We start from the raw sequence: 13433 nt of genomic DNA, 5'->3' as shown, positions 1-13433 counted from the left end.
CGGCTGCGGCGACTTATGCTTCGCTGGAGCCGTCCTGTGCGAACGAGTCTGTCCAGCCTCCGTTGTCTTGCTTCCTCTGCAGAGACCTGATCAGGCTGAGGAGTTCGTTTTCGACCTTGAAGTGAAGCGCGTCCAGTTCGGCGGCAAGCTCAGGCGCGATCTGTCCCGCGCCTGCAATACTCGTGCACGCGCAATAGAATTCTCCACACGAGCCCAGAGAGATGTTCAGGAAGTTCAAATACTCTTTCAGGCTGCGGCGACAATAGCCTTCGGCGATATTGCGCGAAATGCTGTGGGCCGCATCCAGCGTATTCGAAAACACCTTGCCAGCACGAAGGGCGGGCTGCCGAAAGCTTTTGAAGCCAGCACGTAGAGGGCGACGGCATCCTCCCACACCCGCAGCTTCTTGTATCCTCGATTAACATTTTTCAACATGCCCTGTCTCCAGGCACGCCAGCGCCGACCGGAAGATCCCCTCCCCGTATTCCATTATTCCATTATTCCACTATTCCGTTATTCCGCCTTACAACAACTCGGCGATCTGCACCGCGTTGAGGGCGGCGCCTTTTCGAATCTGGTCGCCGCTGATGAACATGTCGATCCCGCGGCCGTCAGGCAGGGAGAGGTCCTGGCGGATGCGTCCGACGAGGACGTCGTCGTGGCCGCTGGCGTCGCGAGGCATGGGGAAGTAGTTTCGCTGGCGGTCGTCGACGATCTTGACGCCGGGCGCCCTTGCGAGAATCTCGCGTACTTCGTTTTCCGTGATGGGATTGGTGAACTCGATGTTCACCGACTCGCTGTGGGCGCGCATGACCGGCACGCGCACGCAGGTGGCGGTCACGCGGATTTCCGGGCAGTGGAAGATCTTGCGCGTTTCCTTGACCATCTTGGTCTCTTCTTCGTTGTACCCGTCGGGGCCGATCTTGCTGTTGTGGCTGAAGACGTTGAAGGCCGCGCTGTGCGGCAGCACCTTGGGCCTGAAATCCTTGCCGTCGAGGAACGCGCGGGCGGCCTGGTCGAGTTCGGCCATCGCCGCCGCCCCGGCGCCGCTGACGGCCTGGTAGGTGCTGACGACCAGGCGTCTGATCGGATTGACCTTGTGCAGCGGCCAGACCGGCACGTTCATGATGATCGTCGAGCAGTTGGGGTTGGCGATAATGCCCGTGTGCGTCTTGATGTCGTCGGGGTTGACCTCCGGGATCACCAGCGGGATCTCGGGCACCATGCGAAACGCCGAGGTGTTATCCACCACCACCGCTCCGGCGGCTGTGGCGAAGGGCGCGAACTGCTTCGAGATGCTCCCGCCGGCCGAAGCCAGCACCAGGTCGACGCCATCGAAGCTCTTTTCGCTCAATTCCTCGACCGTCAGTTCCTCGCCGCGGAAGGGCATCCTCTTGCCCGCCGAGCGAGCCGAGGCCAGCAGCTTGAGGCTGGCCAGCGGAAAGTTCCGCTGCTCGAGAATGCGGAGGAACTCGACACCCACGGCGCCGGTGGCGCCCATGATGGCCACCCGAGGCAGTCGTGCGTTGGATTGCATTGCTTTGTCACCTCTGTATTAGGGAACCCGCGGCGTTCGCGCCGCCCTGCCGGGCCGCGCATACTAGCATAAACTCCCGCCACCTCCAAGTGGGCTCCGCTAACATTAGATAGGGACCCCACGGGGGACAAACGGGAGGAATCGCCATGCGGACGCTACTGATAACGCTCTCACTGGCCACGGCTGCGACCGTTCTGGCGCCGTGCGCACAGGCTCAAACAACCCCGGCGGACGTGATTGCCGAATACAAGGGAACCATCGCCCGAATCAATCCAGACGATGTGGTCGTTCTCAACGTCTCCGGGCGGGAACTGTCGATCACCACCGACGCCAAGACCGTCGTGATCATCGACGGTCAGCCGGACAAGATGCTCAGGCTGGCCCGGGGCATGTCGGCCACCATCCGCACTATCAACGGGACCGCCGCGCGCATCGAAGCCACCTCGCCGCTGCGACCGGTCGATTGACGCCCCGCGGCCGGCGGATCAGCTTCGGCGCCAAAGACGCGGAAGCAGGCTGATGACGAACCACGCAGTCGCGCAGAGCACCACCGTGGCGCCGGTGGCGGTGCGGGCCCAGGGCTGGGCCGAGATCAACAGCCCGGCGACCGCCGAGCTGACGGCGATCAGCAGCGCCCACCAGAACATGCCCCCCGCCGAGCGGGCGAAGTTTCGCCCCGCGGCGGCCGGCACGACCAGCATCGCCGTCACGAGAAAGACGCCCACCGTCCAGACCGAGAAGATCGCCACTACCGACAGCAGCGCCGCAAAGATGTATTGGTAAATCCGCGTGCGGATGCGGTGGGCGGCCGCCAGGGCGGCGTTGAGTCCGACGTACAGCATGCGGTTGTAACCGACGGCTTGAAAGACCATCAGCACCAGGAACAGGCCCGCCAGCGAGACGATCTCCACATCGGAGATCGTCAGGATGTCGCCGAAGAGGTATTTCTGGATGTCCCGCGAGAGGCTCGGTTCGCGCTTGACGATGGCCAGACCAAACGCGATAGCCGCCGAAAAGAACACGCCGATCACCGCGTCCATCGACAGCGACGTCCGCCGCCCCACCGCGATGATCCCCAGCCCGATCAGCACCGCGAACCCCACCATCGCCAGGCGCACGTCGAGGCTCAGAATCAGTCCCAGCGCCAGGCCGGCAAAGGCCGAGTGGCTGATGGCGTCGGAGAAGAACGCCATGCGGAAGTTGATGACCTGCACGCCCAAGGCCGCGGCCATCGGCGCCAGCAGCACCAGGGCGATCAGGGCCTGCTGCATGAACCGCTGCTGCATGCACTCCAGCGGCACCGCCCTGCCGACCAGGTCGTACAGCCAGGACAGGTCAATCATGGTGGTGCTCCTGGCAGCAGTCCCGGTGCAGCAAGGCCAGGTTCGCCAGGCCCAGGTGGATCCCGAACGTCGAGGCCAGCACCTCCGGCGTCAGCGCTTCGAGCGTGGGGCCCTGCCCGGTGACGCGGCGGTTGAGGCAGATTACGTCAGAGGCGTGGGCCGTCACCAGCGACAGGTCGTGCGTGACCATGATCTGCGTGAAGCCCTTCTGGGCCCGGAGCGTCTCGAGCAACTCGCACAGCAGATTTTCGCCGGCGATATCGACGCCGCTGGAGGGCTCGTCCAGGATCAGCACCTGCGGGTCCTCGAGCATCGCCAGGGCCAGCAGCACGCGCTGCAACTCCCCGCCCGACAGCGCCCCCACCCGCCGCCGCGACAGGTGCTCGGCCTTGACTGCCGCCAGCACTTCCATCGCCCGCCGCCGGTGCGCCGCCTTGACGCCGAACCACAGCGGCAGGCGCTGACGCCCCATCGACAGCAGCTCCATCACCGTCAGCGGCATCGCCCGATCGAAATCCAGACGCTGCGGGACATACCCCAGCCGCAGCGAACTGGCCGCGGCCGCATGGCTACCGATACGGATGCTCCCGCTGAAAGGCACCTGCCCCAGCAGCGCCAGCAGCAGCGTGGTCTTGCCCGCGCCGTTGGGACCGATGATCGCCGTGGCGCTGCCGGCGGGGACCTCGGCCGTGACCGACTCGAGAATCGTCACGCCCGCCAGCGAAACGCCGACGTTTTCAAAGCTAATCGATGGCGGCATCGGCAGCCTCGGGTTTCATGTCGCCGCGGCCCAGCGCGTTCTGGAGCGTGGCGAGGTTTGCGCGCATAACGGCCTGGTAATAGTCTAGCGGCGCATCGGCCGGACCGCTGGCGACCGGGTCGAGCTCCGCGACGCGCACGTTCGTCTCGCGGGCGATGGCCTGGGCGGCCTTGGGCGAATACTGCGGTTCGGTGAAGACCGCCGCGGCGCCGCTGTCGCGAACGGTCCGGATGATCTTGAGCATGTCTGCCGCCGAGGGCTCCTGGCCGGGCGCCGCCTCGATGACCGCGACGATCTCCAGCCCGCAGTCGCGGGCGAGGTAATCGAACACCGCGTGCTGCGTGACGATCTTCTTGTTGGGCAGCGCCTGGGCCGCTTTGGCGAACTCTTCGCCCAGGGCGGCGAGGCGCTGTTGATAGGCGGCCGCGTTGGCGGCGAAAAGCGAGGCCTCGCCCGGCGCCAGCTCGCCCAGCGCCGCAGCGATGTTGGCGACGACTTTGGCGGCCATCTTCGGGCTGGCGAACAGGTGCGGGTTGAACTGGCAATGCTCATGATGGTGGTCGTCGTGGCCGGCCTCTTCGTGGGCCATCTCGATCACGCCGTCGATCCCGCGCGAGGTATCGATAATGCGGACCTTGGGTCCGGCCTTAGCGAGCATCCCCGAAAGGAACTCCTCCATCCCCAGACCGTTGATGATCAGCGCGTCGGCGCCGGTGATCGCCTGCATGTCTTGCGGAGTCAGCACGTAATCGTGCGGGCAGCCCGCCGAGGCCGCCGCCATCATCTCGACCGAGATCGTCTTGCTCCCGGCCGTCACGTTCCGCGTGAATAGATACATTGGAAAGGTGGTGCAGAGAATGTGGACTTTGCCATCAGCCGCACGCGTGGCAGGGGCAGGCTTGCGATCGCACCCCGCCATCGCCAGCAATGCTACCGCCGCCGCAGTCAGAAGTAGCGTTTTCATGGGCTCGCCTTTCTACAACAGATAATAGGAATGCATTATCGGTAAGTCAATGAAGATGCTCGCAGCAGACAATGGGTGGCACGGCCGGGTGGCATGGCGACACGCCCTATGGAGTGCCGCGGCAGCAGCCGCCGCTTTGGAAGTTTTTGGGCCTGTACGTTGCCCGTTGGGTGAAAAACTCTAAAAGCGGCGGCTAAGGCCGCCGCACTCCACATGCGGCCTCCTTTCCGTCTGCTGGTCTTCTGAGCCGCGCGACCCCCATGGCGACCCACCAGAAACAAAAACGTGTGTCGCCATGCCACCCTTCTAGGAACTGCTCTTACGGTGCGCGGCGTAGCCCTGGCGGATGGTCTCGTTCTCGAAGTAGGGCATGACGCAGCCGACGTGGCCGCGGTAGTACTTATCGGCCACGGTGCGGGATGGCTCGAAGGGGTCGCCTGTTCGCTCCAACCAGGCGCGGGTCTGGGCATCGAGATCGGCCTGCAGCGCGGCATGGTCAGGCGAGCCGGCCAGGTTCGTCATCTGCATCGGGTCGGCCTGGTCGTCGAAGAGCAACCAGGGCTTGTCTCGGAAGGTGGCGTACGTGTGCTGCGACGTCACGACGCCGCGCCACACGCCGTAGGAGTAGTTCTCCGGCATCACGGGGAAGCTGATGAGTTGGCTGTGCGGGGCAGCCGAATCGCTGCCCAGGAAGTACGCCGACAGATCCTGCCCCTGCACGCCCTCAGGGGCGGCCAGGCCCGCCAGGTGCAGCAGCGTGGGCATGTGGTCGACGATCCCAACCGGGCCGCCGGCGGCGCGACCGGCTGGCACGCGCCCCGGCCAACGCACCAGCAGCGGGATGCCCATCGACTCGCGGTAGGGTTTGCACTTCCAGCCGCGGTTGTGGTTGTACAGCATGTCCCCGTGATCGCTGGAGAAGACGACGATGGTATTGCCGGCAATGCCCGCCGCGTCGATGGCGGCCATCAGGCGACCGAAGCATTCGTCCAGCGCCGTGACGTGCGCGTAGTAGCCGGCAACCTGCTCGCGCTTGGCGCGGTCTTCCTCGGCCGTGGGGCCCGGACCGTTGCCGCCGTAGACGCGCCCCTGGCGGACTGAGGGCATCAGCTCGATGCTCTCGGGCGGGTACATATCGAGGTAGCGCTGGGGCGCCTGGCGGTACGGGCAGTGCGGCGGACCCCATGAGAGCATCAGGCAGAAGGGATCTCGCTGGGCCGCCTTCTGCCGGAGATAGCCGATCGCCAGGTCGGTCTCGGCGTCGGGCATGTAGCCGTCCACCCAGACCGAATCAGGACTCTCGCCGGTGTAATAATAGCCGTTGAGGTACGAGTGGTGGCAGTTGTACGAGGCCCAGAAGTCGTCGAACCCGCGCCGCCGCGGCCCGGGCGGCGTGAAGGCCCCGCGGTCCTGCACGTCGATGTGCCACTTGCCGACGTACCCGCAGCGATACCCCGCGTCATTGAGCACGTCCGCCAGGCACCGCACGTCGGTGCGCAGCATGATGTCATTGAACACCAGCCGGTGCGTCAGCGCGTGCAGCCCCGTCAGCAGCGTCGCCCGCGACGGCGAACACACCGGCGTGTTCGAGACCGCATTGGTAAAGCGCATCCCCTGCGCGGCGAAGGCGTCGAGATTCGGCGTATGCACCCGCTCGACGCCCGCGCAGCCCAGCGCCGTCGAACGCATCTGATCGGCGAAGACATAGATGATGTTGGGCCGGGACATCGGACACCTTCAGTTCTCAAGGACCTCAATAGCCTAGCGGATGAATCCGGAAGATGCCATCGGCCGTATCCGCGCAAACCAACGGGCGGCCGGAGCCGCCCGTTGAGAGTCAACCATCAGGCAACGCGACTATTATGCGCGTCTACGGCGGAGCAAAGCCAGGCCTCCCAGAACCAGCAGGCCCATCGAGGCCGGCTCGGGAATCGGCTGTTGGCTGATCTGTATACCGGTCAAATCCGATTCGCCGGTATCTTTGTGCCACGTCCCCGTAATTCGACCATTGCCGTCAGTCGTCGTGGTGATCAGCATGCCATTTCCCACGTTGTTGCGGATACCGTCGATCGTGAAGCTAGCTGTCTGATCATGCCAGCCGGCCACTTCTCCCCACCCGTCCCGGGTAAAGACCTGGCTGGTCACAAACAACTTCGTTTCGGTATTGGCCAGCAATCCGCCGATCTCAAAAGCTATGTCTCCGACAGTATTAGCCAGGAAGTCGCCCCGAAGATTTCCGGCGCCGGTACCCCAACCGGTGGCATTGTATGAGTAGACTGTCCCGGTGAAGGAAATGTAGGCGCTGGTCGCCAGCCCCGTCACGGTGTCCAGCAAGCCTGCAAAGCTTGGGTTGGTCGTAGTGTCCTGATATTCCGCGGCGTTGCGACCGTCCCAGACATTCAGTCCATAGCTGCCGAAGGCCACGGGATCAGCCGCAGCCGCCAGGGCGTCCACGCCAGACACAACGGGACTGTCTTCTGTTCCAAAATCGATCCGGATCAACGCCGCTCCTGCTCCCGAAGCCAACATAGACACAACGGCCAGAGCCATAATCGTTAATGCTTGCTTCATAGGCTTACTCCTTGTTTTGCGCCTAAATGCAATACCTCCGCAGTAATGCGATTCTGAATGCGTCCCGGCGCTGACCTCTACTCAGGGCCAAGATACTCCAACATACAAATGTGACGCCAAAAAGTATAAGCCCTTCCAGGGAAATTGTCAAGCCAAAACTTCGTGGCCGAAGTAGCCACACCCACTCTCAGGGCAGCGTCTTCTTCCACTCCAGCACCAGGGTTTTGAGGCGGGCGACAACCTCTTTATGATCGGCGGCCACGTTCCTGCGTTCTTCGCCGTCGGCGGGGATATCGTAGAGTTCGGCGTTGCTGCCGTCGGGGTTGACGAAGAGCTTCCATTTGCCGTCGCGCACCGCCAGCTTGGGCGGGTGGTAATTCTTGTTGCCAGCCACACCAAAGCGCCATTCCCAGAAGATCGGCCGCGTGCGCGGGCGGCTCTTGCCGATCAGGATATCGGACACATTCTCGCCGTCGGCCTTGACGCTCTCGGGCACAGCCGCTCCGGCGAGGCTGCACATCGTCGGCAGGAAATCCACGGCCGTGAGGACCGAATCCTTATCTACCTTGCCGGCGGGCACGTGCCCCTTCCAGCGCGCGATGCACGAGGTGCGCAGACCGCCTTCGTACAAGCTGCGCTTGCGGGCGCGGTGCGGGCCGGGGCTGCCCATGCCCGCGTTGGCGGCGTTGGAGACGCGGTAGTCTTCCGGGCCGTTGTCGCTGGTGAAGAAGATCAGCGTGTTGTCGGCCAGGCCTTCCTTGTCGAGCCAGTCGAACAGGCGGCCCAGGGCCTTGTCCATGCCGGTGACGGCCGCGGCGTAGACCTTCATCTGCGACTTGAAGTTCTTCGACGAGCCGGCGTATTGCCGCATGTACGCGGGAAAGTCTTTGGGGTCGGGGTCGAGGTCTTTGTAGACAGCCAGCTCCTCGGGCGTGGGCTTGAGCAGCGCGTGCGGCACGAGGGTCCAGAGGTTTACGTAGAACGGTTTGCCCGAATTCCGGCCGGCCTCGATGAACTTGATCGTCTCGTCGACCATCATCCCCGTCGATCGGGCGCGGAAGAACTCCTGCGTTTTCTCGCTGCCCAGTTGCGGCCCGGTCGAGTTAACGGTTTTGGACACGTCGATACCGTACTCGGTCGGCGGCGGCGCGCCTTCGCCGTGGCCGAGGTGCCACTTGCCGAAATGCCCCGTGCGATAGCCGGCCTTTTTCAGCAGGCCCGGCAGCGTGGCGGCGCGGGGGTCGAGCCAGTTGGGCATGCCGCGTTGTTGGTTCTGGGCATGATCGGCGAAGTGCCCGTGGATCTTGTGCCGTGCCGGGTAGTGGCTGGTCATGAACCCGCAGCGGCTGGGCGAGCAGACCGGCGAGCTGGTATACGACTGGGTGAAGCACGTGCCCTCGCGCGCCAGGCGGTCGAGGTTGGGCGTCTTGATGTAGGGATGCCCGCCGAACAGATGCGGGTCGCCCCAGCCCAGGTCGTCGGCCAGGATGAAGATGATGTTCGGCCGAGGGCCCCCCGCGGCGTCGGCGGCGGCCAGCAACCTCGCCACCGGCACAGTTGCCGCGGCGGCGCCAAGCGCGGCGGATTTCAGGAATGCACGGCGCGTGAGATGTTCAGTCATGATCTCGCTCCGATATACAAACGCGCGGGGCAAGCCCCGCCGCTAACGTGGCGCAATGGCGCCTTCCTTGGCCGGCGTCCAGTTGAACCCGTCGGCAGAGTACAGCAGACCGGCGCTGGTCTTCTGCGTTTCATCCACGCCCATCAGGATCATCCAGTAGGCGTCGCCTTCCTGCCAGACGTACGGGGCGCCTTCGGACACGGCCATCCACTTCTGCCTGGGCAGGCGGATGGCGTCCTGACGCTGCCAGGTGATCAGGTCCGGAGAGGTCGAAACGGCCAGGTGCTGCGACGGGCCCAGGTCTTCGCTGGAGATCATCACCCACTGGCCGCCTGCGCGAAACACTGTCACGTTCTCGATGCCGCCCTCTTCGATGCGATCGTAGCCCATCAGCGGCTTATCGACCGTGAGGATCTCCCACGTCTTCAGCGCGGGGTCTTGCGTGACGGCGTGGCCGAGCAGATTGGCGTGGCCTTTGCGCGTTTTGCGGGCGCACGAGCCGACGAAGAAGCAGTGCAACGTGTCGCCGTCGATCACCAGCGTTGGATCAATCGCCCGCTCGAACTCGTTCCACGGCAGCTTGAGCACCTCTTCAAGATAGGCCTGCGGCCGCGACCAGTTCACCGCGTCGGACGATTCGCTATAGCACAGCCGCGCGTAGCCGGGATACTTCTGGAACACCAGCACGTAGCGGCCATGCCAGAACACCGCGTCGCCCGGCGAGGCGTAGCCTTTGGGCGTGATGTCGCGGTCGTCGCTGAAGGTGATAAAGTCTTCGGTATACGCCAAGGCGATGGCCCAGTTCTCGGCCGGGCCCCAGTCGAGGTTCGAATGGCGGCTGTAGAAGATCGCATACCCCTTCTCCAGCGGCAGGACGGACGGGTCGCGGACGTTGTCGGCCCGGCGGTAGACGGGGTTGGTGATCTGGTCGAGATTCAGCATAAAACAGGTCCTAGGTCCTAGATCCTCGGGAAAACAGGCTCGTTGTCCCGCCCTAGGATCTAGGACCTAGGATCGAGGATCTGTTGTTCTATTTCCCAATCATCTTCATCTTCTTTTCGCGATAGTAGCAGTAGTTCGCGTAAGAGATATCCGGCGGCACGAGATGGTCCAGGTGCGGGATGAAGCCGCCCTGGTCCAGCAGCGGGCGGATGCGCTCGAGCTCGGCGTCGATGGCGGACTTGTCTTGCGCCAGCGGCACCTTGGCGATGCCGCCTCGCATCCGCAGGTCCAGGCCCCACTCCTTGCGCCACTCGGCCGCGTCCACACCGGCGGCGACCTCCATCGGGAACATGATGTTGACGCCTTCTTCCAGCCAGTTGCCGACGATGTCGTGCGGGTTGCCATCGCAGTCGACGATGCCCAGCACGCAGCCGCGCTTTTTGGCGGCCTGCATCACCGCATGATACGCCGGCTGGAGGAACTCGCGGAACATCCTGGGGCTCACGAAGGGGCCGTTGCGGCTGGCCATGTCTTCCCACCACGAGACCTGGTCGATCGGAATGTCGGCGGGTGCGGCCTCGACGCTGTCGACGATCAACTCGGTGAAGCTTTCCATCATGTCGTGGATCATCTCGGGATAGTCGTAGAACGCGGTGGAGAGATTCTCAAAACCCATCCAGTTGCGCAGTTGCCCGTAAGGCCCGCACAGGTGCAGCGTGACCATCGCCCCGCGGGCCATCGCCTCGCGCACATGGGCAAAGTCGGAGTCTTTGCCCTTGCGCACCGGGTCGTCGCGGCGGTAGCGCTTCCTCATTTCCTGCCAGTCGGCCGGCGTCTTGATCGGAAAGTCGATGAAGTGCGGGATGGAGCTTTCGTCCTGGGCGGCTTCGAAACGCTCGGCGACCACGCCGTCGCCGCCGCGCTCGATGACGGAATGCTCCTTGCGCTCGATGACCTCGTGCTCGAACGACGGGTGCATGAAACACGCCGCCCCGATGCCCGTGCCCTCGCCCTCAAGGCCGAAAAACGCGTCGAACTTGCCGCTGAACATCGAGTTGATCTCCTGGGGCGTCATGTCGATCTTGGCGCCTTCGGAAATCCAGCGGCGAATCGTCTGCGGCCAGTACCCGAACTCCAGGTCCGGCACGCGGTCGACGTTCTGGTACGTGTAAACGCGATAGTAACGGTCAGTCACTTCGGAACGCATGGGAAACCTTTCTTTAGAGCAGGCAAGATACCGGGCGGGCTCATCACAGTAAAGAAGTTCGCAGCAGCGACGGGTGCGTCCTGGAGGGACGCTCAGGACATAGCCGGGGGCAAGCGAAGCGCGGCCCCCGGATCGGGCCTTGAGTTGAACCCGCCCCGCAGGGGCGGGCAGGCTGTTCGAGCCGGTACCAGCCGCCCCTTCGGGACGGCAAACCTGTTGATGCCCTTTCCGGAGGCGGCGCCTTCGACTCGCTTCGCTCGCTCAGGTTTGCCCCCGGCTATGTTCCTGCGTCCCTTCGGGACGCTCCGCGGCAACCATGCCCCTGCTCACACTCTCGACACTATAGTTGCACAAGCGTAAGATTCGGCCTTGCCAATAAGAGGACGACGATGAAGACAAAGCTTATCAGCGCCGTGTGCAGTTTGCTTAACGAAGATGGGTCGCTGGACGCGGCGGGCATGCGTCGGCATATCGCCGACCAGTGGAACGCGGGGATCGCCGGCATTCTCGCCGCCGGAACCATGGGGCAGATGCAGCAGCTCTGCGACAAGGCGTACGCCCAGGTGATCGAAGTCGCCTCGCAGCGCATGCCAGGCCGCGGCGAGGTCATGATCGGCGTGGGCGACGCGTCGTGGCCGCGGACGCGCGACCGGATCGCGCTGGCCCAGCAGAGCGACATCGATTACCTCGTCATCCTCACGCCGGCGTACGTCAAGTACACGCAGAAGCAGTTGATCGCGTACTGTCAGACCGCGGCGGACTACGCGGCAAAGCCGATCTTCCTTTACGACTTGCCGCAACTGACCGGCAACGCGTTGGACATCCAGACCGTCGTCGAGCTCTCGCGACATCCCAACATCCACGGCATCAAGTGCTCGGACATCTGGGAGAAGACGCGGCAGATCATCGACCTGCTCGAGGACGGCTTCCGGATCATCCCCGCCCAGCCGTTCCAGATCGACACGATGGTGCGCCTGGGCGTCGAGAGCAACCTCGACGGGATCTTCTCGGTCTTCCCGCGCTGCGCCCTTCGCGTCGCGGCGGCCGCCGAAAGCGGGGAAATCCGCCAGGCCCGCCGCCTCCAGGCGCAGTTCAGCGCGATGCTCAACCTGCTGCGCACGCTGGGGTACTCGGTCTTCAACGCCGCCGCGGCCATCCTCAACGACCGCGGAATCAGCGGGCGCGGCGCCGCCCTGCCGGCGGCTGCCCCCGACGACGCCCAGCGAGCGGCCCTGCTGGGCGAACCGCTGGTGGCGGAACTTCAGGCGCATGAAAAGGCCTCCTGACGTGCGGGCGCCCGACCGGCAACGATATCTCGACGCCGTCGCTCACTGCCCGCGCCCCGACGTGCCGCTGTTCGAGACCGAAGCCGATCCGGCGATCGTCGAGGGGATGCTGGGCAAGGCCGTCGATTACGCGCTGCATTCCTTCGAGCTGCCCATCGCCGACGTCGTCGAGTGGAACCGCCGCATGGGCAACGACATGGCGTACTTCAGCCATGTCTGGCACCTGGGCCGCAAGGAGATGCGCGACGAGCACGGGCGGCTGCATTATGTCGACGGCACGATGAAGAGCCGCGCCGCCCTGCGCGATTTTCCGCTGCCGGACCTGGACGCGCTGCGCCGCCGGCTCGAGGCGCTGCTGGCGGCGCTGGAGGGCACGGAGATGGGCGTGGTGATCGGGGCGCAGACCGCCGGATTCACGGCCGCCACGGCGATCGGGTTTCAGGACTTCTGCATCGCGGCCATCGAGAACCCGACCTTCGTCGACGAGTTCCAGAAGCTCCTGCACGAGTACACGCTACGCGAGTTGGCGATGTACCTGGAATACCCCATCGACGCGGTGAAGATCGGCTCGGGACTCATCGCCGGAGGCGGGCCGATGCTGGGGCCGGCGATGATGGAGCGATTCGAGTTCCGCCACATGCGCGAGCAGGCCGCGATGATCAAGGCCGCCGGCAAGTTCCTGATGTTCCACATCGACGGGCAGGTCGAGCCGCTGCTGCCGACGCTGCTGGCGATGGGGGGCGACGTGCTGCACCCGATCGACCCCTGCGGCGGACAGCAGGACATCTATCATCTTAAAGAAGCCTGGGGCGACCGCATCGCCCTCCACGGCAATATCGACATCAACGGCGTGCTGCTGTCCGGCACGGCCGCGGACGTGCGGGCCGACGTGCAGCGGCATATCGAGGGGTTGTCCGCCGATGGCGGCTACATCGTCTCGTCCAGCCACGACCTGCACCAGCTCCTGCCGCTGGAAAACATCTACGCGATGCGCGACGCCGTGCATGAGCACCCGTAGCACGGGCATCTTGCCCGTGAGTCCCACGGCCGTCCCGGCCGTGGCCGGTTGTGTGGTATGGCCGTCTCGGCCATGCACGGGCGGGCGTCCCATCCGCCAGAGAGACAAGAGCATGGGCGAGACGCCCATGCTACTCACGGGCGGGACGCCCGTGCTACTGTCGCCCAAGCCGATATAATTACTC

The 13433-nt window shown here is 64.5% G+C and carries 13 protein-coding genes; 3 read left to right on the top strand and 10 right to left on the bottom strand.

Annotated features, from left to right (window positions below; translation table 11 throughout):
• Positions 1-13: 13 nt before the first annotated feature.
• Positions 14-394: a four helix bundle protein gene (locus tag ABFD92_14535; protein ID MEN6505754.1), complete on the bottom strand. Its 381-nt coding sequence runs from the start codon at positions 392-394 to the stop codon at positions 14-16.
• A gap of 129 nt (positions 395-523) precedes the next feature.
• Entirely contained in the window at positions 524-1537 is a 1014-nt protein-coding gene (locus ABFD92_14530; protein MEN6505753.1) for an aspartate-semialdehyde dehydrogenase, read from the bottom strand.
• 146 nt (positions 1538-1683) lie between these two features.
• Between ABFD92_14530 and ABFD92_14525 the strand changes: the two genes are divergently transcribed.
• Entirely contained in the window at positions 1684-2004 is a 321-nt protein-coding gene (locus ABFD92_14525) for a hypothetical protein (protein ID MEN6505752.1), read from the top strand.
• A gap of 18 nt (positions 2005-2022) precedes the next feature.
• On the opposite strand, the gene ABFD92_14520 is transcribed toward ABFD92_14525, so the two are convergent.
• From ABFD92_14520 to ABFD92_14485, 8 genes are all read right to left on the bottom strand, one after another.
• Positions 2023-2880, bottom strand: a complete 858-nt coding sequence (locus ABFD92_14520) for a metal ABC transporter permease (GenBank protein MEN6505751.1) — start codon at positions 2878-2880, stop codon at positions 2023-2025.
• Complete coding sequence (locus ABFD92_14515) at positions 2873-3640, bottom strand: metal ABC transporter ATP-binding protein (protein ID MEN6505750.1); 768 nt, start codon at positions 3638-3640, stop codon at positions 2873-2875. The genes ABFD92_14520 and ABFD92_14515 overlap by 8 nt, the downstream gene beginning before the upstream one ends.
• Complete coding sequence (locus ABFD92_14510) at positions 3624-4604, bottom strand: zinc ABC transporter substrate-binding protein (protein MEN6505749.1); 981 nt, start codon at positions 4602-4604, stop codon at positions 3624-3626. The genes ABFD92_14515 and ABFD92_14510 overlap by 17 nt, the downstream gene beginning before the upstream one ends.
• Before the next feature lie 306 nt (positions 4605-4910).
• Positions 4911-6332: a sulfatase gene (locus ABFD92_14505; GenBank protein MEN6505748.1), complete on the bottom strand. Its 1422-nt coding sequence runs from the start codon at positions 6330-6332 to the stop codon at positions 4911-4913.
• A 132-nt stretch (positions 6333-6464) separates the two neighbouring features.
• The gene (locus ABFD92_14500; GenBank protein ID MEN6505747.1) at positions 6465-7175 is read right to left on the bottom strand and encodes a PEP-CTERM sorting domain-containing protein; all 711 of its coding nucleotides are present in this window, start codon (positions 7173-7175) and stop codon (positions 6465-6467) included.
• A 187-nt stretch (positions 7176-7362) separates the two neighbouring features.
• Complete coding sequence (locus tag ABFD92_14495) at positions 7363-8796, bottom strand: sulfatase-like hydrolase/transferase (GenBank protein MEN6505746.1); 1434 nt, start codon at positions 8794-8796, stop codon at positions 7363-7365.
• Positions 8797-8838: 42 nt separating this feature from the next.
• On the bottom strand, positions 8839-9738 hold the full coding sequence (locus tag ABFD92_14490; protein MEN6505745.1) for a hypothetical protein: 900 nt from the start codon (positions 9736-9738) through the stop codon (positions 8839-8841).
• An 88-nt stretch (positions 9739-9826) separates the two neighbouring features.
• Positions 9827-10945, bottom strand: a complete 1119-nt coding sequence (locus ABFD92_14485) for a uroporphyrinogen decarboxylase family protein (protein ID MEN6505744.1) — start codon at positions 10943-10945, stop codon at positions 9827-9829.
• 389 nt (positions 10946-11334) lie between these two features.
• On the opposite strand from ABFD92_14485, the gene ABFD92_14480 reads away from it, so the two are divergent.
• Both ABFD92_14480 and ABFD92_14475 read left to right on the top strand, forming a co-directional pair.
• On the top strand, positions 11335-12231 hold the full coding sequence (locus ABFD92_14480; protein ID MEN6505743.1) for a dihydrodipicolinate synthase family protein: 897 nt from the start codon (positions 11335-11337) through the stop codon (positions 12229-12231).
• Positions 12215-13249: a uroporphyrinogen decarboxylase family protein gene (locus ABFD92_14475; protein MEN6505742.1), complete on the top strand. Its 1035-nt coding sequence runs from the start codon at positions 12215-12217 to the stop codon at positions 13247-13249. Before ABFD92_14480 ends, ABFD92_14475 begins: the two co-directional genes overlap by 17 nt.
• Positions 13250-13433 lie beyond the last annotated feature (184 nt).

This window comes from Planctomycetaceae bacterium (genome assembly GCA_039680605.1).
In the GTDB taxonomy this organism is placed as follows: Bacteria; Planctomycetota; Phycisphaerae; order SM23-33; family SM23-33; genus JAJFUU01.
This window is presented reverse-complemented; position numbering and strand designations above follow the sequence as displayed.

What these genes read in the sequence shown, in the direction of transcription:
- ABFD92_14530 (MEN6505753.1), bottom strand. Translation starts at nt 1,537, where the DNA reads ATGCAATCCAACGCACGACTGCCTCGGGTGGCCATCATGGGCGCCACC.
- ABFD92_14525 (MEN6505752.1), top strand. Translation starts at nt 1,684, where the DNA reads ATGCGGACGCTACTGATAACGCTCTCACTGGCCACGGCTGCGACCGTT.
- ABFD92_14520 (MEN6505751.1), bottom strand. Translation starts at nt 2,880, where the DNA reads ATGATTGACCTGTCCTGGCTGTACGACCTGGTCGGCAGGGCGGTGCCG.
- ABFD92_14515 (MEN6505750.1), bottom strand. Translation starts at nt 3,640, where the DNA reads ATGCCGCCATCGATTAGCTTTGAAAACGTCGGCGTTTCGCTGGCGGGC.
- ABFD92_14510 (MEN6505749.1), bottom strand. Translation starts at nt 4,604, where the DNA reads ATGAAAACGCTACTTCTGACTGCGGCGGCGGTAGCATTGCTGGCGATG.
- ABFD92_14505 (MEN6505748.1), bottom strand. Translation starts at nt 6,332, where the DNA reads ATGTCCCGGCCCAACATCATCTATGTCTTCGCCGATCAGATGCGTTCG.
- ABFD92_14500 (MEN6505747.1), bottom strand. Translation starts at nt 7,175, where the DNA reads ATGAAGCAAGCATTAACGATTATGGCTCTGGCCGTTGTGTCTATGTTG.
- ABFD92_14495 (MEN6505746.1), bottom strand. Translation starts at nt 8,796, where the DNA reads ATGACTGAACATCTCACGCGCCGTGCATTCCTGAAATCCGCCGCGCTT.
- ABFD92_14490 (MEN6505745.1), bottom strand. Translation starts at nt 9,738, where the DNA reads ATGCTGAATCTCGACCAGATCACCAACCCCGTCTACCGCCGGGCCGAC.
- ABFD92_14485 (MEN6505744.1), bottom strand. Translation starts at nt 10,945, where the DNA reads ATGCGTTCCGAAGTGACTGACCGTTACTATCGCGTTTACACGTACCAG.
- ABFD92_14480 (MEN6505743.1), top strand. Translation starts at nt 11,335, where the DNA reads ATGAAGACAAAGCTTATCAGCGCCGTGTGCAGTTTGCTTAACGAAGAT.
- ABFD92_14475 (MEN6505742.1), top strand. Translation starts at nt 12,215, where the DNA reads ATGAAAAGGCCTCCTGACGTGCGGGCGCCCGACCGGCAACGATATCTC.